Source organism: Streptomyces sp. NPDC007917 (assembly GCF_042959105.1).
In the GTDB taxonomy this organism is placed as follows: Bacteria; Actinomycetota; Actinomycetes; order Streptomycetales; family Streptomycetaceae; genus Streptomyces.
The window spans coordinates 1-20,688 of record NZ_JBIBKK010000021.1; the positions used below are offsets into that span (position 1 = coordinate 1).

19 protein-coding genes, 2 tRNA genes and 1 other RNA gene are annotated in these 20,688 nt (G+C 71.2%); 5 read left to right on the forward strand and 17 right to left on the reverse strand.

All coding sequences use genetic code 11. From position 1 onward, the window contains the following. Positions 1-259: 259 nt before the first annotated feature. Positions 260-730, reverse strand: a complete 471-nt coding sequence (locus ACFZDL_RS32625) for a GatB/YqeY domain-containing protein (RefSeq protein ID WP_353590354.1) — start codon at positions 728-730, stop codon at positions 260-262. Positions 731-807: 77 nt separating this feature from the next. Between ACFZDL_RS32625 and ACFZDL_RS32630 the strand changes: the two genes are divergently transcribed. Both ACFZDL_RS32630 and ACFZDL_RS32635 read left to right on the forward strand, forming a co-directional pair. Continuing rightward, positions 808-1,737: a metallophosphoesterase gene (locus ACFZDL_RS32630; RefSeq protein WP_353590353.1), complete on the forward strand. Its 930-nt coding sequence runs from the start codon at positions 808-810 to the stop codon at positions 1,735-1,737. Between the two features lie 156 nt (positions 1,738-1,893). Then, positions 1,894-1,967, forward strand: a tRNA-Pro gene (locus tag ACFZDL_RS32635). Between the two features lie 81 nt (positions 1,968-2,048). Here ACFZDL_RS32635 and ACFZDL_RS32640 read toward each other — a convergent pair. The 4 genes from ACFZDL_RS32640 to ACFZDL_RS32655 form a co-directional block, all read right to left on the reverse strand. Beyond that, a complete protein-coding gene (locus tag ACFZDL_RS32640; protein WP_353590352.1) occupies positions 2,049-2,582 on the reverse strand; it encodes a hypothetical protein in 534 nt (177 codons plus the stop codon). A 165-nt stretch (positions 2,583-2,747) separates the two neighbouring features. Further along, positions 2,748-3,356 (reverse strand): AraC family transcriptional regulator, encoded by a 609-nt coding sequence (locus ACFZDL_RS32645; RefSeq protein WP_353590351.1) that lies wholly within the window; start codon positions 3,354-3,356, stop codon positions 2,748-2,750. 124 nt (positions 3,357-3,480) lie between these two features. Beyond that, on the reverse strand, positions 3,481-4,014 hold the full coding sequence (locus ACFZDL_RS32650) for a hypothetical protein (RefSeq protein WP_353590350.1): 534 nt from the start codon (positions 4,012-4,014) through the stop codon (positions 3,481-3,483). A 196-nt stretch (positions 4,015-4,210) separates the two neighbouring features. Beyond that, on the reverse strand, positions 4,211-5,074 hold the full coding sequence (locus ACFZDL_RS32655) for a VOC family protein (RefSeq protein WP_353590349.1): 864 nt from the start codon (positions 5,072-5,074) through the stop codon (positions 4,211-4,213). A 323-nt stretch (positions 5,075-5,397) separates the two neighbouring features. On the opposite strand from ACFZDL_RS32655, the gene ACFZDL_RS32660 reads away from it, so the two are divergent. Continuing rightward, positions 5,398-6,693 (forward strand): cytochrome P450, encoded by a 1,296-nt coding sequence (locus tag ACFZDL_RS32660; RefSeq protein WP_353590348.1) that lies wholly within the window; start codon positions 5,398-5,400, stop codon positions 6,691-6,693. Between the two features lie 131 nt (positions 6,694-6,824). Here the strand turns inward: ACFZDL_RS32660 and ACFZDL_RS32665 are convergent, their stop codons facing one another. Beyond that, positions 6,825-7,154 (reverse strand): hypothetical protein, encoded by a 330-nt coding sequence (locus tag ACFZDL_RS32665; RefSeq protein ID WP_353590347.1) that lies wholly within the window; start codon positions 7,152-7,154, stop codon positions 6,825-6,827. A gap of 28 nt (positions 7,155-7,182) precedes the next feature. Next, positions 7,183-7,653: a hypothetical protein gene (locus ACFZDL_RS32670; RefSeq protein WP_353590346.1), complete on the reverse strand. Its 471-nt coding sequence runs from the start codon at positions 7,651-7,653 to the stop codon at positions 7,183-7,185. A gap of 193 nt (positions 7,654-7,846) precedes the next feature. Here ACFZDL_RS32670 and ACFZDL_RS32675 point away from each other — a divergent pair, with 193 nt between their 5' ends. Next, on the forward strand, positions 7,847-9,718 hold the full coding sequence (locus ACFZDL_RS32675) for a prolyl oligopeptidase family serine peptidase (protein ID WP_353590345.1): 1,872 nt from the start codon (positions 7,847-7,849) through the stop codon (positions 9,716-9,718). Here the strand turns inward: ACFZDL_RS32675 and ACFZDL_RS32680 are convergent. The 10 genes from ACFZDL_RS32680 to ffs all read right to left on the reverse strand — a co-directional run bounded on the left by ACFZDL_RS32680 (position 9,612) and on the right by ffs (position 20,449). After that, a complete protein-coding gene (locus tag ACFZDL_RS32680) occupies positions 9,612-10,481 on the reverse strand; it encodes an SURF1 family protein (RefSeq protein WP_353590344.1) in 870 nt (289 codons plus the stop codon). The genes ACFZDL_RS32675 and ACFZDL_RS32680 overlap by 107 nt on opposite strands. Positions 10,482-10,656: 175 nt before the next feature. Further along, the gene (locus ACFZDL_RS32685; protein ID WP_353590343.1) at positions 10,657-11,817 is read right to left on the reverse strand and encodes a DUF4232 domain-containing protein; all 1,161 of its coding nucleotides are present in this window, start codon (positions 11,815-11,817) and stop codon (positions 10,657-10,659) included. Continuing rightward, positions 11,814-12,395 (reverse strand): SigE family RNA polymerase sigma factor, encoded by a 582-nt coding sequence (locus tag ACFZDL_RS32690; RefSeq protein ID WP_353590342.1) that lies wholly within the window; start codon positions 12,393-12,395, stop codon positions 11,814-11,816. The genes ACFZDL_RS32685 and ACFZDL_RS32690 overlap by 4 nt, the downstream gene beginning before the upstream one ends. Before the next feature lie 481 nt (positions 12,396-12,876). After that, the gene (locus ACFZDL_RS32695; protein WP_353590341.1) at positions 12,877-13,950 is read right to left on the reverse strand and encodes an aspartate-semialdehyde dehydrogenase; all 1,074 of its coding nucleotides are present in this window, start codon (positions 13,948-13,950) and stop codon (positions 12,877-12,879) included. Then, positions 13,947-15,218, reverse strand: coding sequence for an aspartate kinase (locus ACFZDL_RS32700; protein WP_353590340.1), 1,272 nt, complete (start codon positions 15,216-15,218; stop codon positions 13,947-13,949). The genes ACFZDL_RS32695 and ACFZDL_RS32700 overlap by 4 nt, the downstream gene beginning before the upstream one ends. Positions 15,219-15,549: 331 nt before the next feature. Next, complete coding sequence (locus ACFZDL_RS32705; RefSeq protein ID WP_353590339.1) at positions 15,550-16,215, reverse strand: DUF5063 domain-containing protein; 666 nt, start codon at positions 16,213-16,215, stop codon at positions 15,550-15,552. Then, complete coding sequence (gene recR, locus ACFZDL_RS32710; protein WP_353590338.1) at positions 16,208-16,807, reverse strand: recombination mediator RecR; 600 nt, start codon at positions 16,805-16,807, stop codon at positions 16,208-16,210. The genes ACFZDL_RS32705 and recR overlap by 8 nt, the downstream gene beginning before the upstream one ends. 195 nt (positions 16,808-17,002) lie before the next feature. Beyond that, positions 17,003-17,338 (reverse strand): YbaB/EbfC family nucleoid-associated protein, encoded by a 336-nt coding sequence (locus tag ACFZDL_RS32715; RefSeq protein WP_014177713.1) that lies wholly within the window; start codon positions 17,336-17,338, stop codon positions 17,003-17,005. A 243-nt stretch (positions 17,339-17,581) separates the two neighbouring features. Next, positions 17,582-20,281: a DNA polymerase III subunit gamma and tau gene (locus tag ACFZDL_RS32720; RefSeq protein WP_353590337.1), complete on the reverse strand. Its 2,700-nt coding sequence runs from the start codon at positions 20,279-20,281 to the stop codon at positions 17,582-17,584. Between the two features lie 71 nt (positions 20,282-20,352). Beyond that, positions 20,353-20,449: signal recognition particle sRNA small type (gene ffs, locus ACFZDL_RS32725), an RNA gene on the reverse strand. A 73-nt stretch (positions 20,450-20,522) separates the two neighbouring features. On the opposite strand from ffs, the gene ACFZDL_RS32730 reads away from it, so the two are divergent. Then, positions 20,523-20,607, forward strand: a tRNA-Ser gene (locus ACFZDL_RS32730). The last annotated feature ends 81 nt before the right edge of the window (positions 20,608-20,688 follow it).

Below are 20,688 nucleotides of genomic sequence, written 5' to 3' on the forward strand. Positions count from 1 at the left end.
GGCGGCGGGTCCGCGCGGTTAAAGGCAAACAAAACTACCATGTTTTTAATACCGGTTGCGGTCGCGCAAACCACAACCCCCCCACTAAAAACCCCGGGGGCCCCCCCCCCCCCCCCCCCCCGCTTCTCGCAGTTTCCTCTCTCCCCAGGGCCAGCCGTGGGCGAGACCAGCTCGCCGAGCCGGCCCCAGCCGAGATCAGCCCCGGGCGAGATCAGCCCCAGCCGGGACCAGCCCCAGCCGAGGCCAGCCCCGGGCGAGATCAGCCCTCCGCGAGCCGCCGCTTGACCGCGGCGGCCACCCGGCCGCCCTCGGCCCGGCCCGCCACCTTCGGGTTCACGATCTTCATCACCGCGCCCATGGCCCGGGGCCCCTGCGCACCGCCCGCCGCGGCCTCCTGCACGGCCTCCGCCACCAGCGCGTCCAGCTCCTCGTCCGTGAGCTGCTTCGGCAGATACTCGGCGAGCACCTCGCCCTCGGCCCGCTCCCGCTCGGCCTGCTCCGCCCGCCCGCCCTGCGCGAACGCCTCGGCCGCCTCGCGCCGCTTCTTGGCCTCGCGCGTGATGATCTTCTCCACCTCGGCGTCGGACAGCTCCCGGGCGGTCGCGCCCGCGACCTCTTCCTTCTGGACCGCGGTGAGGGTCAGCCGGAGCGTAGAGGAGCGCAGCTCGTCACGCGTCTTGATCGCTGCGGTGAGATCGTCCTGCAGCCTGGACTTGAGCGTGGTGGTCATGTCGTCGAGTCTGCCAGCCCTGGCCGGGAATCACCCGAAGATTTCTCGCCCGGCCACGGTCTGCGACCATGGTGACCATGCGTGCGCGATACGGAGTACCCCTGGGAATCACGGCGGTCGGCGCCGCCGGCCTCGCCTATGCCGCCGGCTTCGAGGTCCGGTCCTTCCGCCTCCGACGGGTGACCGTCCCCGTACTGCCACGCGGCCTGCGGCCGCTGCGCGTCCTCCAGGTGTCCGACATCCACATGGTCAGCGGCCAGCGCAAGAAGCAGCGCTGGCTCCAGTCGCTCGCCGGGCTCCGCCCCGACTTCGTCATCAACACGGGTGACAACCTCTCCGACCCCGAGGGCGTACCCGAGACACTGGACGCGCTCGGCCCGCTCATGGAGTTCCCCGGCGCGTACGTCTTCGGCTCCAACGACTACTACGGCCCCAAGCCGCGCAACCCCGCCCGCTATCTGCTGGAGAAGGCCAGCGGCAAGCACGGCCTGAACGGCAATCCCCCCGTGGTCGGCGCGATCCACAACCCCTGGGAAGAGCTCCGCGACGCCTTCGACGCGGCCGGCTGGGTCAATCTGTCGAACACCCGCGGCCGGCTGAAGCTGGACGACGTGGAGATCGCCATGACCGGCCTGGACGACCCCCACATCAAGCGCGACCGCTACGGCGAGGTGGCCGGCGGCCCCGAATCGGACGCCGATCTCTCCCTGGCCGTGGTCCACGCCCCCTACCTGCGCGTCCTCGACGCCTTCACCGCCGACCGCTACCCGCTGATCCTCGCCGGCCACACCCACGGCGGCCAGCTGTGCATCCCCTTCTACGGCGCCCTCGTCACCAACTGCGACCTGGATGCCCGCCGCGTCAAGGGCCTCTCCACCCACCACGCCGCCGGCCACACCTCCTACCTCCACGTCTCCGCCGGCTGCGGCACCAACCGCTACACCCCGGTCCGCTTCGCCTGCCCCCCCGAGGCCACCCTCCTCACCCTCACCCCACCCACCCCCTGACCCCCTCCAGCCACCCCGGCCCGTCCCCCGGCGCCTCCCCGTCCCCCGGCGCCTCCCCGGCGCCGGGCCGGACGGATCCCCCGCCCCGACCTGCGAGGCCGCGAAAACCGGATTTCGTCTCTGGCCACGGGTCCGCTAAAGTAGAGCTCGTTGCTTCGGGGTGTAGCGCAGCTTGGCAGCGCGCTTCGTTCGGGACGAAGAGGTCGTGGGTTCAAATCCCGCCACCCCGACACAGGTCAGAGGGCCGCCTACCAGTTCTGGTAGGCGGCCCTCTGCGTTACAGTTCCTCCCCCGCTTCACGCCTCCAGCACTCACCCGCTGGTACGACGCCGGTAATAGGCGTACGTCACCAGCCCCAGCAGCGGCCCCCAGCCGAGCAGCGGCAGGTAGCAGGCTGTCAGGACGACTTCTTCGGTCGCCGTGTGGCCGGAGGGAAATCCGCTGAAGAGGATGCTGAGGAAGAAGTAGTACACAACGCCAGTGGAGGCGAGGGCACCCAGCGTGGCCGGGACCACCGCGGCGAGCGGGCGCACAGGGCGCCCGCCCAGCAACGGGATCCAGCGCGGTACCGTCTCCCCCCAAGGCTGGATCAAACCCAAGGTGAGCAACCCAAGCCCCTCGGAGACCGCGAAGAGCGCGATCAGATACAGGTCAAGCCCGGCACCATGGTCCCGCGCCTCGGCCGTTCCGAAGCCCGGCACGGCCAGCATCACGCCCATCCGCCACAGTCCCGAGGGCAGGATGATGAATGGCACGGCGTGCGCCGCGATCCGCGCCCAGCGCGGCACGTCCGATGACGGGGATCCGATAGTGGGGACTGGTGCGAAGTCCTCTTGCTCAGTCACCGCTCCATGCTTTCCAACAGCTCCTGCCGGCACATCCTTCCGGCGAAGCAGCACAGCTCAGCCGAGCGGCGGAGACGTATAACCCCCAGGGGTGATCAGCACAGGGCAGAGGGCGACCTACCGGTTTGGGTAGGCGGCCCTCTGCGTCGGCCGATTCGCGGGGCGTCAGCGCAGCGCGGCCTCGCCCGTACGGACGGCGCGCATGGCGCGCTCGGCTGTTTCCTGGTTTTCGCCGACCGGTGCCACGTAGTCGAGGACGTCACGCGCGGCGTCCTCACCGAGGGTTCGGGTGATCACCCATGTGGCGAGGTACTGCGATGCCAGGCAGCCGCCCGCCGTGGCGATGTTCCCCTCGGCGTGGAACGGCGCGTCCAGCACGGTGATGTCGCAGGCCTCGACGAAGGGCCGGCTCTTGATGTCCGTGCAGGCGGGCATGTTGTCCAGCAATCCGAGCCGGGCGAGCACCAGCGCGCCGGAGCACTGTGAGCCGATCAGCTGTCGCGAAGGGTCGAGCGGCAGCCGGGAGAGCAGCCGCTCGTCGGCGACCACGTCTCGTGCCTTCACCCCGCTGCCGATCAGCACGGCGTCGGCTTCGGTCACGAACTCCATTGGGCGCTGGCCGGTTGTCTCGACGCCGTTCATGGAGGTGACGACCGGCGTCGGCGTCGTGATGAAGGCCTCCAAACCGTCCTTGCGGCACCGGTTGATCAGCGCGGAGGCGATGAAGCTGTCGAGCTCGTTGAATCCGTCGAAGGTGACCACGGCTACCTGCATGACATCCCCTCAAGTGCTGCGGTGGAAGGCCAGGTTCTCAGGCGCCCGGCCCCCGGGTCGCGGGCCAATCGGCAGTCGGTGGCTCAGCCATCGGCGTGTTCACCGGCTTCGTGCCGTGAGGCCTTCAGGCCGAGACGAGTCGAAGGAGTGCGGTGCCGCCCGCGCCTGGTATCACCTGCAGTACGACCGCTCCGTCCACCTTGTCCGGCGGCGGCCCCGCCGCCCCGCACGAACTGCTGCTGCCGCCGCTGCGGAAGACGGCGACACAGCCGCTGCCTTCGCCGCTCGCGCCTCCGCTGGTCTTGCTGTTCGCCGAAGTCACCTTGTAGTCGACCTCGTTCTTGCCGACCTTCGTCAGGGACAGCTTGGCGGGACCGTCCGGGAGCTTGATGCGGATCGTCACCGGCTTGGACACCGCGATCTCGCAGTTGCCGTCGGTGCATGCCGCGGGGTTGCTCCCGTCGGCCGCTTTCACCGTGGGGGGCGGGCTGGACGTGGCGGGAGAGGGGCTGCGCGAGGCGTGGGAGGCAGAGGGCTTGGCGGAGTCGGTGCTCTCGTCGGAACTGCCGCATCCCGCCGCGGCCAGCGCGGTGACCGTGGCCAGCAGGACGCGGCCGGCCGCACGTCGTGTGCGCCCCACCGTGGTCGGATCCGACATGGCATGCCGCCCTTCGTACGCGTCTCATCCGGAGTCAGGAGTCAGGAGTCAGGATCCGGAGTCCGGGCCCGGGGCCCGGCAGCGAGCTTATGGTCCGGGGGCCGGGAGGGGTCCCGCTCCGTGCCCGCACACTTGGCCGTCGGAGCCATCGCCGGCGGCCCGGTCGGGGGCCCGGGTCGGAGGCCGGGGCCGGGGGTCACGGGCCGGCGTTGCGGTACTCCGCGCCGTTCCATTCCGCGCCGCCCGGCTCCGTGCCGTCCCGCTCCGCGCCGCCCCGCTCCGTGCCGTCCGTCCCCGCCTCACCCGGCGACCCCGTCGCCTCCCTGCTCGCCGCCGCGATGCTGAAGAGTCCGCCCTCCGGGTCACGGAGGGCCGCGATGCGGCCGTACGGGGTGTCGGCGGGGGCCGAGATGATGCCGCCGCCGAGGGCGGTGGCCTGGGCGGCGACGCGGTCGACGTCGTCGACGCAGAAGTAGACGTGCCAGCGGGGGCGGACATTGGGGTCGGGGGTGGCTTCCAGGGCGCCGCCGCGCAGCCCCGCGACGGCCTTGCCGTCGATGTGCAGAACCACGCGGTCGTGCTCGAAGCGGACGTCGCAGCGGTCCTGGCCCTGGGCGTCCCAGCCGAAGACATGGCCGTAGAAGAGCGCGGCCTCGAAGGCGTCGCGGGTGCGCAGTTCGAGCCAGACCGGGGCGCCCAGTCGGCGCTCGCCCCACCAGGCGGAGGTGAGCTCGCCCTCCCAGATGCCGAAGACGGCGCCGTCCGGGTCGGCCGCCCAGGCCACCCGCCCGCTGCCGAATTCCAGCGGCCCGACCGCGACGGTGCCGCCGCGCTCGCGCGCTCGCCAGGCGATCTCGTCGGCGCTGTCGGCCGCGAAGTAGGTGGTCCAGGTGACGGGGAGGGTGACCCCGGTCGCGGCCGGGACGCCCATGCCGACGGTCGGGGCGCCGTCTTGGGTGAACGCGATGGTGTAGCGGCCGTGGCCGTGGCGGCTGGGGCGGAAGTGCCAGCCGAGGAGGTCGCCGTAGAAGCTCTGGGCGCGGTCCAGGTCGGTCGCCATGTGGCTCACCCAGCACGGCGCGCCTTGGACAGCGCGGAATCTCTCCCGCCGCTCCCGCCTCTCCACGCCCGCTCACCTCACTCCGCCTCCGCGTACGCGGAGTGGTCGCCCTTAGTGCCCCGTCCGCGTGCGCGCAGCCCTCACCGTTCGCACATGATGCCCGATGGCTCCACTTTCCTCCGTTTTTTCGGAGCGCGCCACCTCGGCCAGGCACTGGGGCGCGCGCCGGGCGGCGCCCCTGCGCGCCCGCTGTGGCGCATCACACCGGGTGCGCTACCAGACACATTACGGACACCCAGCCAAAGCAGGGCAGTATTGCGGCCATGTCGAATCTCCGCTCAAACATCGTCACCTGGCTGGGTCGCAAGTATTTTTCGAGAATCCAGAAGAACGGCTTCGATCTGTCCAAGTTGTCGTTTTTGCCGAGCGCCACACTGGCTCCGCTGCGCCGCAATGGCCTGGACCCCGTGGATGAATTGTCTCGTACTCGGGCAAAAGAGCCCATAAGCAAGCTTCCGCTGCCTTTCGGGATGAAGGGCTGGCTTGTCACCGGATACGACGAGACCAAGGCCGTGCTGGGCCGGGCGAACGGATTCAGCTCCGATTTCACCAACCTCGCGGAGAAGAACATCGGCATCGCCGCCCAGCAGAATCCGGGCGGCCTCGGCTTCAGCGATCCACCGACACATACGAGACTGCGCCGCCTGCTGACGCCGGAGTTCACCATGCGGCGCCTCAGCAGGCTCACCCCGCGCATCCACTCCATCGTCGAGGAGCGGCTCGATGAAATGGCCGCGGCGGCCGCGGCCGGGGACCCGGTCGATCTGGTGCAGGCCTTCGCCCTCCCCATCCCCTCCCTGGTCATCTGTGAACTGCTCGGCGTGCCGTACGAGGACCGCGCCGACTTCCAGCAGCTGAGCATGGCGCGATTCGACCTGTTCGGCGGGGCCGACGCCTCATTCGGCGCGATATCCGACTCGCTGTCGTACCTCCTCGACATCGTCAATAAGCAGCGCGAGACGCCCGGCGACGGGCTGCTCGGCATGCTGGTCAAGGAGCACGGCGACAAGATCGACGACCAGGAGCTGGCCGGGCTGGCCGACGGGGTGCTCACCGGCGGCTTCGAGACGACCGCGAGCATGCTGGCGCTCGGCACGCTGGTGCTGCTCCGCGACCCCGAGCGGTTCGCGGAGATCCGCGACAACGACGATGTGGTCGACCGGTACGTCGAGGAGCTGCTGCGCTACCTGACGGTCGTCCAGGTGGCGTTCCCCCGGTTCGCCAAGGAGGACATGGAGATCGCCGGCACGAAGATCTCCAGCGGCGATCTGGTGCTGTGCTCGCTGAGCGGGGCCAACCGCGACGAGAAGCTCGGCCCGGACATGGAGCGGTTCGATCCGCACCGCCAGACCCCGTCCCACCTGGCCTTCGGCCATGGCATCCACCGGTGCATCGGCGCCGAGCTGGCCAAGATGGAGCTGCGCGCGGCCTATCCCGCGCTGGTGCGGCGGTTCCCGGAGATGCGGCTGGCCGTTCCGCAGGAGAAGCTCGCGTTCCGGAAGCTGTCCATCGTGTACGGCGTCGAGGCGCTGCCGGTGATGCTGAAGCAGCCCCGATAGCAGCCGACAGCCCATAGGCCACAGCCCATAGCTCACAGCCCACAGCCGACAGCCTTCATCGACCCGGATCATCGGCCGGGTGCCCCGCGAGGGCGCCCGGCGGGGCCGGGGTACGGGGGCGTGGCCGCGGCTCAGCGGTACGGGTCGTCCCGGCCCGGGTCCGTGCGCCCGCCGGAGTCCCTGCCCCCGTCCGGCAGGTGGTCGAACTTGAGGCTCCCGGGGCCGTCCACGATCTGGCGATGCATGACCGAGCTGCTGCCCCGCAGGTCGAATTCCTGGGCAAGCCCGGTCCGGTGCAGCCGGCCCATCTCCTCGTCCGAGAAGGTGACCCCGGCTATCTTGGTCTCCTTTCCCGAATCCCAGTTGTAGCGGTCCCACGCGTTGAGCTGGTAGTCGAGGCCCACATGAGGTTTTCCGTCGGCCCCGGGCGTCACCGTGACCACACCGCTGACGTTCGTCATGACCGAGCCGACAGCCAGGTACCAGTTCTCATCCCCCGACCGGTTGAAGCGGTAGGGGCTCCGCGGCGTGGGTGACCAGCCCCGTAATGGTCTCGGCGTACCACTTGATCAGGTCCTGGGTGCGCTGGCTGTCGCTGTCGATGTTGCACAGCGTCTCGGACACCCGCACCGAGCCGTCGCCCGAGTCCTTGACCACCAGTCCGGGCTCCTCCTTGGCAGCGTCGGAGACCAGCTTTCTCGCCCGCCGCTGGATGCCCCGCAGCTCGGTGTTCGCGTCGTCCAGGACGCTCCAGACGCTCTTCGCCTCCCGGTGCAGATCCCGGAGCTCCTTCGCCGTTTTGCGGACGAATTCCCGGGTCACCGTGGCATTGAGACCGGCCCATTTCGCGGCGTCCGACTTCCGTAGCAGACCCCGGTCGGCATCCGTCCCGAGTTTTTCGAGCTCGCTCACCATCGTCTTCCAGTCGGCGACCGCCGTGCCCAGCTTCCCGAGATCCATTTCGAGGAGATTCGTATAGGTGAACGCCGCCATGTTTTCAGCCCCCGTACCAAGCCGGATCACGCCGTACCACGCCGTGTCGGTCCGCGCTTCGCTTCATGCCTGCGGATGGGTGCGCACGTTAGCAAGGATCACGGCGATCGGCGCCGTCCGATCGGGTTTGATCGCCGGTCCCATCGGGTTTGATGGGGGGATGAGTGATGCACAGACCACCCCCGATCAGCCCGATTGGGAGAAACGCTTCCGGGCCCCGCGCGTCTCGCTGCCCGACTGGGCGGAGGACGCGCCGGACCGCGCGCTGTTCGTGTCCAACGCGACGGGGACGTACGAGCTGTACGCGTGGGACCGGGCGACCGGGGCGCAGCGCCAGGTGACCGACCGGCCGAACGGTACGACGGACGGGGTGCTCTCCCCGGACGGCCGGTGGATCTGGTGGTTCTCGGACACCGACGGCGACGAGTTCGGGGTCTGGATGCGCCAGCCGTTCGTCTCCCCCGAAGGAGAACCGGAGGACGGCGCACCCGACGAGCCCGCCACCCCCGGCCTCGCCCCCTCCTACCCGGCCGGCCTGGCGCTCGGCCGTGACGGCACCGCGGTCGTCGGGCGGTCCACCGACGAGGACGGCTCCACCATCCACGTCGTACGGCCCGGGGCCGCGCCCCAGGAGATCTACCGCCACCGGGAGTCGGCCGGGGTGGGCGACCTGTCGTACGACGGGACGCTGATCGCGATCGAGCACACCGAGCACGGCGACGCCATGCACTCGGCGATCCGGGTCGTACGGCTGGACGGCACGCCGGTCGCGGAGCTGGACGACACGAAGGGCGGCACGGAGGAGCTGGGCCTGTCCGTGATGGGGTTCGCGCCGGTCGCCGGGGACAACCGGCTGCTGGTCGGGCACCAGCGGCGGGGCCGCTGGGAGCCCATGGTGTGGGACCCGGGCACCGGCGTGGAGACGGCGCTGGCCATAGACCTGCCCGGGGACGTCGGCGCCGACTGGGTGCCGGACGGGACCGCGCTGCTGGTCGAGCACAGCTACCAGGCGCGCAGCGAGCTGTGGCGGTACGACCTCGCCTCCGGCGAGCTGACCCGTCTCGACACCCCGTCCGGCACCATCTCGGGGGCGACGGCGCGGCCGGACGGCACGGTCGAGTTCCTGTGGTCCTCGGCGGCCGAGCCGCCGCAGGTGCGGTCCACGAGCGGGCGGGTGGTGCTCGACCCGCCGGGGCTGCGGGCGCCCGGGTCGGTGCCGGTCACCGACGCCTGGGTGGAGGGGCCCGGCGGGCAGGTGCACGCCCTGGTGCACAAGCCCGCGGGCGAGGGCCCCTTCCCGACCGTCTTCGACATCCACGGCGGGCCGACCTGGCACGACAGCGACGCGTTCGCGGCGGGCCCGGCGGCCTGGGTGGACCACGGCTTCGCGGTCGTACGGGTCAACTACCGCGGCTCGACCGGGTACGGGCGGGCCTGGACGGACGCGCTCAAGCACCGCGTCGGGCTGATCGAGCTGGAGGACATCGCGGCCGTGCGCCAGTGGGCGGTCGGCTCGGGACTCGCCGACCCCGAGCGGCTGGTGCTGGCCGGCGGCTCCTGGGGCGGCTATCTGACGCTGCTGGGGCTCGGGACCCAGCCCGAGGCGTGGGCGCTGGGGCTCGCGGCGGTGCCCGTCGCGGACTACGTCACGGCGTACCACGACGAGATGGAGGCCCTGAAGGCGATGGACCGCACGCTGCTGGGCGGCACCCCGGAAGAGGTCCCCGAGCGCTTCGAGGCCTCCTCACCGCTGACGTACGTGGACGCGGTGCGCGCGCCGGTCTACATCTCGGCGGGCGTCAACGACCCGCGCTGCCCGATCCGGCAGATCGAGAACTACGTGGAGCGGCTGGCGCGGCGCGGCGCCCCGCACGAGGTGTACCGGTACGACGCGGGGCACGGCTCGCTGGTGGTCGAGGAGCGGATCAAGCAGTTGCGCTTGGAGATCGAGTTCGCTCAGCGTCATCTGCGGCCCCGGCCGGATCAGCCGGACCAGCCGGATCAGCAGCGGCAGGAGGCTCCGACGGGATGATCCCGAGCGCCAGGTCGCGCGCCGTCTCCGCCTCGCGGCGGAACAGCCGGAACCACATGAACACGACGAAGCCCGCGAAGACGAACCACTCGCCGGTGTAGCCGAGGTTCTGGAACGCCTTGAGATCGAGCCCGGTGCCCTCCGCCACGACCGGGGGCACCGGCTTCAGGGCGCCGGGGGCGGTCGCGGAGGTGACCCACGCGTCGTACACCCCGTACGGCACGAGGTTCACCAGCGAGGCGGCGCTGATCATGCCCAGCTGGCCGCGCGGCAGCCCGCCGCTCGCCACCACCCCGTTGCCGCCCTGGTGCTCGGACGCCTGCAGCGCCCCGGTCACGGTCACCTCGCCGGCCGGGGGCGCGGGCACCTTGGCGGCGGCGGCCTTGTCGTCGGCGTCGCCGGGGAGCCAGCCCCGTACAACGGGCAGCGCCTTGCCCCCGTCCGTACGCAGCAGCGTGAGCACGTAGAAGCCGTCGCGGTCGCCCAGCCGCCGGTCCGGGACGAGCAGTTGGTGCGCGGCGTCATAGCGCCCGGTCGCGGTGGCCGACCGCCCCGCGGTCTGGTCGGTGACCGGCAGCAGGGAGCGCAGCGGCTCGGCGGTGTCCTCGGTGGCGGAGCCCTTGTCCTGCTGCTCGTTGTGGGTCTCGACGCGCGCTTCGAAGCGGCTGAGCTGCCAGCTGCCCATGAACAGACAGACCGGGATGGCCAGCACGGTGAAGACGTTGATCACCCACCAGCGGGGCGTCAGCAGGAACCGATACACACCACCACGGTACGGGCCCGGCGCCGCGGCCCCTTCTTCGGGGGCTCGGTCAGCGGCCTTTGGGGGCTCGGCCAGCGGCCGCCCGGCGGCGGCCGCTCGGTTCGCCTTGAGAGGGCTCGGTTCGCCGGGCTCGATTCGCCGGGCGGTCGTCCTGTACGGCCGCCTATACAGCCGCCTATACGGCCGCCAGCACCCCGGTGCGGTAGATCGTCCCCGCGCACGCCCCGCTGAGCGTCGCGCTCGCCGCGGCCGGGTCGCCGGCCTCGGGCGTGTAGCTGAGCAGGACGCTTCCGGCCGGCTGCTCGCCGCCGTCACCGCCGCCGCTGCCCGAGCCGTCGCCCGGGCCGTCCGAGGGCCCGCCGTCCCCCGCGTCGGCCGAGTCCGGCGTGGGGTCGGGGCTCGGCGTGGCGCTGGTGTTGGAGCAGCCGGAGGTGCCGCCGCCCGACTGCGGGACCCAGGCGAACCTCACCTCGTACGCCTGGCCGGGCTTCAGGATGAGCTGACCCGGCGCGGTGGACGGGTCGGGCAGACCTGAGGCCGCGTCGCCGGAGGTGTGGTCCACGACGAAGATCCGGGAGCCGTCCGCGCCGCCGAGCGCGCTCGGGCTGATGGAGCCGCCGCCCACGACCGTGCACGGGGTGTCCGAGATGTTCGCGACCCGGAACGAGCCGTAGACCCGCCCCTCGGCGTCGGCCGCCCCGACCGTCCCGGACGCGTTGCCGAGCTGGGGGCGGGAGCAGGTGGGCGAGGTGGCGTTCAGCGTGCTGGAGGGGTCGGGGGCCACGCCGCCGCCCGAGTCACCTTCCGGCTTCCTGGACGGGCGGTCCTTCTTCCCGTCCTTGCCCTTGTCCTCCGTGCCCTCGCTCACCGTGTCGGAGGGCCGGCCGGTCTCCTTCCCGCCGCTTGCCTCGCCGTGCTTGTCCCGGTCGGGATCGGGCGTGCGCTGGCTGCTGCCGGCGATGGCCGGGCGGTCGTCCGAGCCGCCGGTGCCGGCGACGTGGACCAGCGCGGGGAGCGCGGCCCCGCCGAACACCACCGCCGCCACGGCGCCGACCAGTGCCTGGCGGCGGCGCGTACGGCGGGCGGGGACGGCGCGGCGCAGGTGCTCCAGGGATTCGGGAGACGGCTGCAGTTCGTTGACGGCGCTGTGCAGGAGGCGGCGCAGGGCGTCCTCGTCCATGCCGCCCGCGCCGTTGCCGTCGTCGGGGCCGCGGCCTTCGTCGGGGCCGTTGCTCTCGTCGCTCGGGCTGTTCGTGTCGTCCGTACGGTCGCTGCGTTCGTGACCGTCCCGCCGGTCGGGGTCCCCCGAGGCCGGCTCGTATGTGTCGTCGTTCATGCCGGAGCCTCCATTGCGACGCGAAGCGCCGCGATGCCACGCGATCCGTACGCCTTGACCGAGCCGAGCGATATGCCGAGCGTCTCGGCGACCTGGGCCTCGGTCATGTCCGCGAAGTAGCGCAGCACGAGGACCTCGCGCTGGCGGCGCTGCAGTCCTTTCATTGCCTTGATCAACTGGTCGCGCTCAAGCTGGTCGTACGCCCCCTCCTCGGCGCTGGCCATGTCGGGCATCGGCTTGGAGAGCAGCTTCAGTCCGAGGATGCGGCGGCGCAGCGCCGAGCGCGAGAGGTTGACGACCGTCTGCCGCAGATAGGCGAGCGTCTTCTCCGGGTCGCGGACCCGGCGCCGCGCGGAGTGCACGCGGATGAACGCCTCCTGTACGACGTCCTCGCAGGACGCGGTGTCGTCGAGGAGCAGCGCGGCAAGACCGAGCAGCGACCGGTAGTGCGCGCGGTAGGTCTCGGTGAGGTGATCGACTGTGGTGCCCGCTGCCATCGTGTCGTCAGCGTCCTCGCGCCCTGTCGTCGAGAGCTGCGGCGCGGGGCGAGTGGTCGACCATGGCGCGATCACCGGCATGCCGCCAGGGGTGCGGGGACGCGGGGGCCGCACTGCCGTGCCGCCGCGCCCAGGAACCGTTGCGATGCCGAATACCTCTGCTGCCACGCCAGTTGGACACGCTTCCCCCCGTCAGGGTTGTACGCGTGAGGCACTGCTTTTGACGAAGCAACGAATGCCCCCATACACACCAACCCGTCCCCAATGCCCCGGTTTGCCCAACGCCCGCTGGCGGGCGGCTGGAAAGACGCTCCCCGCCCGCTGCCGGTTGCAGCGGGCGGGGAGGGAATCTTATCCGTAGATCTTTGCCCCGGTTTGATCCTCGTTCAAGTGGTCCAGGCCATTGTCCGGGTCACAGAAACCTCACAGTTTCGGGGACCAGGGGCTGGAGGGCCACCACTGTACGCGGCGGCCGGGCCGCGACCATGTGACGGATCACACGGCCGCCGCACCGTCAGGTGGCCGAACCTTCAGGTGGCCGAACCGTCAGGTCACCGAACCCTCAGACCGTCAGCTCCGCCGCGACGAGCTCCGCGATCTGCGCGGTGTTGAGCGCCGCGCCCTTGCGGAGGTTGTCACCGCAGACGAACAGCTCGAGCGCCCTGGGGTCGTCGAGCGAACGCCGGACCCGGCCCACCCAGGTCGGGTCGGTGCCCACGACATCGGCCGGGGTGGGGAACTCCCCCTCCGCCGGGTTGTCGCAGAGCACCACACCGGGCGCGGCCGCGAGGATCTCGTGCGCCTGGGCCACGGTCACCTCGTTCTCGAACCGCGCGTGCACGGCCAGCGAGTGGGTGGTGATCACGGGCACACGGACGCAGGTCGCGGTGACCCGCAGCTCCGGCAGCCCCAGGATCTTGCGGGACTCGTTGCGCACCTTGAGCTCCTCCGAGGACCAGCCGTCCTCCTTGAGCGAGCCCGCGAACGGCACCACGTTGAGCGCCATCGGCCCGGGGAACGGCCCGGTGTCGCCGATCGCCCGCCGTACGTCGCCCGGCTGGGTGCCCAGCTCCGTACCGGCGACGAGGGCAAGCTGCTCGCGGAGGGCGTCGACGCCCTCCTTGCCCGCCCCGGAGACCGCCTGGTACGAGGAGACGATCAGCTCCTGGAGCCCGAACTCGGCGTGCAGCGCGCCCATCGCGACGATCATCGAGAGGGTGGTGCAGTTGGGGTTGGCGATGATGCCGCGCGGGCGGAGGCGGGCCGCGTGCGCGTTCACCTCCGGGACCACCAGCGGCACGTCCGGGTCCATCCGGAAGGCCCCGGAGTTGTCGACGACGACCGCGCCCTTGGCGGCCGCGATCGGCGCCCACTGCGCGGAGACCTCGTCCGGCACGTCGAACATCGCGATGTCGACGCCGTCGAAGGCCTCCTCGTCCAGCGCGACGACCTCGACCTGCTCGCCCCGTACGGACAGCTTCCGCCCGGCCGAGCGCGGCGAGGCGATCAGCCGGATCTCGCCCCAGATGTCCGCACGCTCGGACAGGATGGACAGCATGACGGTGCCGACGGCCCCGGTCGCGCCGACGACGGCGAGCGTCGGCTTCCGGCCCCCGGCACCGCCGTGGCCGGTCATCGGCCGGTCCCTCCGTAGACGACGGCTTCCACGCTGTCGCTGTCCAGGCCGAAGGCGGTGTGCACGGCCCGGACCGCCTCCTTCACGTCGTCGGCGCGGGTGACGACCGAGATGCGGATCTCGGAGGTCGAGATCAGCTCGATGTTGACCCCGGCGTTGGACAGCGCCTCGAAGAAGGACGCGGTGACGCCCGGGTTCGTCCGCATACCGGCTCCGACCAGCGAGATCTTGGCGATCTGGTCGTCGTAGCGCAGCGAGTCGAAGCCGATCGTCGGCTGCGCCTTGGTCAGCGCCTCCATGGCCTTGTGGCCGTCGGTCTTCGGGAGGGTGAAGGAGATGTCGGTCAGGCCGGTCGACGCAGCGGAGACGTTCTGCACCACCATGTCGATGTTGAGCTCGGCGTCCGAGATCGTACGGAAGATGGCCGCGGCCTCACCCGGCTTGTCCGGCACTCCGACGACCGTGATCTTGGCCTCGGAGGTGTCGTGGGCAACACCCGAGATGATCGCCTGCTCCATCGGCTGGTCCCCTTGCGGCTCGTTGCTGACCCACGTGCCCTTGAGTCCGGAGAAGGACGAGCGGACGTGGATCGGGATGTTGTAACGGCGTGCGTACTCCACACAGCGGTGGAGGAGCACCTTGGAGCCGGAACTGGCCAGTTCCAGCATGTCCTCAAACGAGATCCAGTCAATCTTGCGGGCCTTCTTCACGACCCGCGGGTCGGCGGTGAACACACCGTCGACATCCGTGTAGATCTCGCAGACCTCGGCCTCGAGAGCGGCCGCGAGCGCGACGGCGGTGGTGTCGGAGCCGCCGCGGCCCAGGGTGGTGATGTCCTTCTTGTCCTGGGACACACCCTGGAAGCCCGCGACGATCGCGATGTTGCCCGCGTCGATCGACTGCCGGATACGGCCGGGCGTGACGTCGATGATCCGCGCCTTGTTGTGGACCGAGTCGGTGATGACACCGGCCTGGCTGCCGGTGAACGACTGCGCCTCGTGGCCGAGGTTTTTGATCGCCATCGCCAGCAGGGCCATGGAGATCCGCTCTCCCGCGGTCAGCAGCATGTCGAACTCACGCCCCGACGGAATCGGGGACACCTGCTCGGCGAGGTCGATCAGCTCGTCCGTCGTGTCGCCCATCGCGGAAACCACGACGACCACCTGGTGGCCGTTCTTCTTGGCTTCGACGATTCGCTTGGCAACCCGCTTGATGCCCTCGGCATCGGCAACGGAAGAGCCTCCGTACTTCTGCACGACAAGGCCCACGTGCGCTCCCTGGCTCTCAGTAATGCGGTCGGCTCAGTTTAACGAGTGGCCGGAAATTACCCCGCCAATATCACATTGCGAGACACATGGCTCACCTTGCGATGAGCGTCCGTGTATTTCCGTTTCCTACCGCGCACCACCCGCTCAGCGACGAACCCTGCCCGCTGCGCACCAAAGCACACGGAAAGGTAACCCAGGTCACACCTTCGGGGCACGCCGTCTCATGGCTGGACGGGATCTCAGAGGCCTGGACGGGATCTCAGGGCTGGATGGGATCTCAGGGCTGGACGGGGCCTCAGGGCTGGATGGGATCTCAGGGCTGGATGGGACCTCAGGGCTGCGCGGACCGGATGCCGAGCGGGGCCGCGATCTCCGCCGCCATGACCCGTCCCGCCTCCTCCGCGAGCTCCTCGTCGCCGCCGGTGTTGCTGTCGGTGTCCAGGCCGTCCAGCTCGTCCAGCGGGCTGTCCAGGCGTACGTGGGCGACCAGCGACTGCAGCGCGCGCAGGGCGGCGGAGGCGGTCGTACCCCAGTTGGACAGGTACGAGAACTGCCACCACCACAGCGCCTCGCTGATCCGGCCGTCGCGGTAGTGGGCCATGCCGTGGCGCAGGTCGGTGACGATGTCGGCCAGGTCGTCGGAGATCCGGCAGGCGACGGGCTGGCTGCGCGGCACGTACGGGTCGAAGACCTCGGAGTACACGTCCACCGGGTCGAGCAGCCGGGCGAAGCGCTCGCGCAGCTCGTCGACGTCCGGCTCGGGGCCGACGTCCGGCTCGTACCGCTCGTCGGGTACGAAGTCCTCGTGCGCGCCCAGCCGGCCACCCGCGAGGAGCAGCTGGGAGACCTCGAGCAGGAGGAACGGCACAGCGCTGTCCGGTTCGTCGCCCTTCGCCACTTCGGTGACCGCGACGATGAAACTCTCGATCTGATCGGAGATCTGGACCGCGAAGTCGTCCGGATCCGGGTGGGCGGCGTGCAGCGTTGCGTCAGACATCGAGAAGTCTTCTCCCTTCGAAGGCACGCCCCAGCGTGACCTCGTCGGCGTACTCCAGGTCCCCCCCGACTGGGAGACCGCTAGCCAGCCGGGTCACCTTCAAACCCATGGGCTTGACCATGCGCGCCAGGTAGGTGGCGGTGGCCTCGCCCTCCAGGTTCGGATCGGTGGCCAGGATCAGCTCCGTGACCGTACCGTCCGCGAGCCGCGTGAGCAGCTCCCGGATCCGCAGATCGTCCGGGCCCACACCCTCGATCGGGCTGATCGCGCCACCGAGTACGTGGTAGCGGCCGCGGAACTCACGGGTGCGCTCGATCGCCACGACGTCCTTGGGCTCCTCGACCACACAGATGACGGCCGGGTCGCGGCGCGGGTCCTGGCACACCCGGCACTGCTCGGCCTCGGCGACGTTCCCGCACACCGCGCAGAACCGCACCTTGTTCTTGACCTCGGTCAGCGCATGCGCGAGGCGGCGGACGTCGGCGGGCTCGGCCTGCAGGATGTGGAAGGCGATGCGCTGCGCGCTCTTGGGACCGACGCCGGGCAGCCTGCCCAATTCGTCGATGAGGTCCTGGACCACGCCTTCGTACACGCCGCTTCCAATCTCGCGCTGCCACGCGGTGGCTTCTCTTCTTACAGACTTCGGTATAAGGCCCGGGTCAGGGCCCTGGACAGACCGCGAACGCCATTTTCTGGCCGCGTTCGGAACGGAAGGCCGCTCTCAGAACGGCAGACCGCTCTCAGAACGGCGGCATGCCGCTCCGGCCACTCCGGCGGAAGGCCGCCGTCAGAACGGCAGCCCCGGCATGCCGCCGAGGCCCTGGGCGAGCGGGCCGAGCTTCTGCTGCTGCAGCTGCTGCGCCGCGTTGTTCGCATCGCGCACGGCAGCGACGACGAGGTCCGCGAGGGTCTCGGTGTCCTCCGGGTCCACCGCCTTCGGATCGATGACCAGGCCCTGAAGCTCACCGGCGCCGGTCACGGTCGCCTTCACCAGGCCGCCGCCGGCCGAGCCTTCGACAGGGGTCCTGGCCAGTTCCTCCTGCGCCGCGGCAAGGTCCTGCTGCATCTTCTGGGCCTGCTGAAGCAGCTGCTGCATATTGGGCTGGCCACCACCGGGGATCACGAGCTCACTCCTGCGCTGTCGACAGAGTTCTTCTTTCCGATAGCCCGAGCCTACGTGCTCACGGGGCGCCCCGCCCTACACCGTAGGGAGGAGGGCGGACAGCGCACGAGTACTCAACTCAGGCGCCGCGCAGGGCGGGCGACACGCACAGGACCCCCACCCGTCACGCGCCCCGGACGCGGCCCGTACGCCACTCGTCCCCTGCCCGTCGTCTGCTCGCCCCCTCCTCGTTCCGACTCGTTCCTACTCGTTCGCGATCTCTTCAATGACCGTCGCACCGAGCTCGCGCACGATCAGGTCATGGCCGCTGAGCACGCTCTCGTCGAGATCCGGGTCGTCCTCGGCCGGCATGTCGTCCTCGGGCGCGATCGGCGGGGGCTCGGGCTCCCGGTACGCCGACGACTGCGCGGGCGGCCCCGCCGATTCGGCCGGCGACCCGGCGGGGGACGACGACGGTCCAGGGGCGGCGGACGCGGGAGCGGACGCCTGGGCCTGGGGCCGGGGGGCGGGCTGCCGCGGCGGGGCCGCGGGGGCGCCACCGCCCCCGAAGCCGCCCGCGCTCGCGCCACCGCCACCGCCGCCGAAGCCGGAACCGCCGGAACCGCTGAAGCCCCCGGCACCCCCGGCGCCCCCGGAACCGCCGAAGCCACCGCCGCCGCCACCGCCGGGCTCGCCCTGCTGTCCGGCGCCGCCCGAGGGATCGACGATCGCCTCGATCCGCCACTGCACGCCGATCGCGTCGCTGAGCGCCTGGCGCAGTACGTCCTCGCTGCCGCCGCCGACGAAGCTGTCGCGCGCGCCGGCATTGGAGAAGCCGAGCTGAAGGGTGGTGCCGTCGAAACCGGTGACGGTCGCGTTCTGACTCAGCAGGATCCAGGTGAAGCGACGGCGGTTCTTGACCGCCTCCAGGATCTCCGGCCACATCTGCCGCACCTGCATGGCGCCCTGCGCCATGCCCGGCGCGGACACGGCGGGGGCACCGGCGGGGCCGGGGGAAGGCGCGGAAGGCGCGGAGGGGCCCGAAGGGCCCGAAGCGCTCGGGGCACCGGAAGAGCCGGAGGGCCCACCCGACGGCGCCCCGCCCTGCCCCGGCGCGGTGGCCGACGGCCAGCCGCCGGGCTGCCGCCCCGCGCCCTGGGCGGAACCGGGGGCCGCGGCGGTCGGCCAGGCCCCGGGCCGCGGCGCGGACGGGCCGGGCGCCCCGCCACCTTCCGTACCGCCACCCTCCGCATGACCTCCGGCCGCACCACCAGCGGCCGGACCACCAGCTGCGGGACCACTAGATGCCGGGCCTCCTGCAGCCGGACCAGCCGCAGCCGCACCACCGGATGCGGGGCCCCCTGCCGCCTGGCCGGCCGCAGCCGCGGGCCAGGCGCCGGGGCGCTGACCGCCGCCGTTCGCCCCTGCGGGCTGGGCGCCCCCGGGCCACGCGCCGGGCTGCTGTCCCCCACCTCCCGCATCGGCTCCCGCCGGAGCCGCACCCGCCCCGGCACCACCACCGCCGGGACCACCACCCGCCGGACCACCCGCCGCACCGGCTCCCGCCGCGGCCGGAGCCCCGCCCTGGCCAGCCCCGGGCCCGCTCTGGCCGGCCCCGGACCCGCCCCGGCCGCTCATCGCCGCCCGCGCGGCCGCCGGGCCGGAGGGGCCCGCCGCCGGGGCGTGTGCCTCGGGCCCCGGTACGTACCCCATGGCGGGCCCTTGGCCCTCCGCGCCGCCGGGGCCTCCCGGCAGACCCACTGCCCCCGCACCCGGGGGGAAGCCGCCGCCCAGACCGCCCGCCAGAGCCCCCCGCTCCAGCTTCTCCAGCCGCGCCTGCATCGACCGCTCGTCCCCGAACGCCGCCGGCAGCAGCACCCGCGCGCAGATCAGCTCCAGCTGCAGCCGCGGCGAGGTGGCGCCGCGCATCTCGGTCAGGCCCTCGTTGACCAGGTCGGCGGCGCGGCTGAGCTCGGCGGCGCCGAAGACGGACGCCTGGGCCTGCATCCGCTCGACGACATCGACCGGGGCGTCGATGAGCCCCTTCTCCGCCGCGTCCGGCACGGCCGCGAGAATCACCAGGTCACGCAGGCGCTCCAGCAGATCGGCGACAAAGCGCCGGGGGTCGTTACCCCCCTCGATCACCCGGTTGACGACCTCGAACGCGGCCGCGCCGTCGCTCGCCGCGAAGGCGTCCACGATCGCGTCGAGCAGCGAGCCGTCCGTATAGCCGAGCAGCGACGTCGCCATGGCATACGTCACACCGTCCGCACCCGCGCCCGCGAGCAGCTGGTCCATGACCGACATGGAGTCCCGGACCGACCCCGCCCCGGACCGCACCACCAGCGGCAGCACCCCGTCCTCGACCGGGATCGCCTCCCGCTCGCAGACCTCGGCCAGATAGTCCCGCAGCGTCCCGGGAGGCACCAGCCGGAAGGGGTAGTGGTGCGTGCGCGACCGGATGGTGCCGATGACCTTCTCGGGCTCCGTGGTCGCGAAGATGAACTTCAAATGCTCCGGAGGCTCCTCGACCACCTTCAGCAGGGCGTTGAACCCCGCCGAGGTGACCATGTGCGCCTCGTCGATGATGTAGATCTTGTACCGGCTCGACGCGGGCCCGAAGAACGCCTTCTCCCGCAGCTCACGCGCGTCGTCCACACCTCCGTGAGACGCGGCGTCGATCTCGATGACATCGATCGACCCCGGCCCGTTCCGCGCGAGGTCCTGACAGGACTGGCACTCCCCGCACGGCGCCGGGGTCGGCCCCTTCTCGCAGTTCAGACAGCGGGCCAGGATGCGCGCGCTGGTCGTCTTGCCACAGCCGCGCGGACCGCTGAAGAGGTACGCGTGATTGACCCGGTTGTTGCGCAGCGCCTGCTGCAGCGGGCCGGTGACATGCTCCTGGCCGATGACCTCGGCGAAGGTCTCGGGGCGGTAGCGGCGGTACAGCGCGAGGGACGACACGCTTACGACGATATCGGTGCCCACCGACATCCGAAGCCGCCCCGCGCCCCCTCTCTCCCCCGCCCCCACAACGCAAGGGCCCCCCACGCACCCGCCAGAGCCCACTTACCCTTGCTGCCTTCCGGCCCTGGGGGAGTTCGGTGAGATAGCGCCACGTGAGGGGCTGGCCCCCACCCTAGCGGATGGAAGGGGGTGGGAACGAGTTCGCATCCACTGCTCCTGGTCTTGTATTGTTTCCGGCGGAGGATTCGCCTAGAGGCCTAGGGCGCACGCTTGGAAAGCGTGTTGGGGGCAACCCCTCACGAGTTCGAATCTCGTATCCTCCGCACCCGCCCGCCAGGGCGGACGAGGGCCCCGACCGATCATGGTCGGGGCCCTCGTCGTTGATCCACCTGTTGCGCCGGCTT

Coding starts and splice junctions, on each gene's coding strand:
- ACFZDL_RS32625 (WP_353590354.1), bottom strand. CDS start 730: ATGACCACCACGCTCAAGTCCAGGCTGCAGGACGATCTCACCGCAGCG.
- ACFZDL_RS32665 (WP_353590347.1), bottom strand. CDS start 7,154: ATGACGAACGTCAGCGGTGTGGTCACGGTGACGCCCGGGGCCGACGGA.
- ACFZDL_RS32695 (WP_353590341.1), bottom strand. CDS start 13,950: ATGACCGGCCACGGCGGTGCCGGGGGCCGGAAGCCGACGCTCGCCGTC.
- ACFZDL_RS32675 (WP_353590345.1), top strand. CDS start 7,847: ATGAGTGATGCACAGACCACCCCCGATCAGCCCGATTGGGAGAAACGC.
- ACFZDL_RS32650 (WP_353590350.1), bottom strand. CDS start 4,014: ATGTCGGATCCGACCACGGTGGGGCGCACACGACGTGCGGCCGGCCGC.
- ACFZDL_RS32630 (WP_353590353.1), top strand. CDS start 808: ATGCGTGCGCGATACGGAGTACCCCTGGGAATCACGGCGGTCGGCGCC.
- ACFZDL_RS32670 (WP_353590346.1), bottom strand. CDS start 7,653: ATGGATCTCGGGAAGCTGGGCACGGCGGTCGCCGACTGGAAGACGATG.
- ACFZDL_RS32655 (WP_353590349.1), bottom strand. CDS start 5,074: ATGGCGACCGACCTGGACCGCGCCCAGAGCTTCTACGGCGACCTCCTC.
- ACFZDL_RS32645 (WP_353590351.1), bottom strand. CDS start 3,356: ATGCAGGTAGCCGTGGTCACCTTCGACGGATTCAACGAGCTCGACAGC.
- ACFZDL_RS32690 (WP_353590342.1), bottom strand. CDS start 12,395: ATGCCGGTGATCGCGCCATGGTCGACCACTCGCCCCGCGCCGCAGCTC.
- ACFZDL_RS32705 (WP_353590339.1), bottom strand. CDS start 16,215: ATGTCTGACGCAACGCTGCACGCCGCCCACCCGGATCCGGACGACTTC.
- ACFZDL_RS32660 (WP_353590348.1), top strand. CDS start 5,398: ATGTCGAATCTCCGCTCAAACATCGTCACCTGGCTGGGTCGCAAGTAT.
- ACFZDL_RS32685 (WP_353590343.1), bottom strand. CDS start 11,817: ATGAACGACGACACATACGAGCCGGCCTCGGGGGACCCCGACCGGCGG.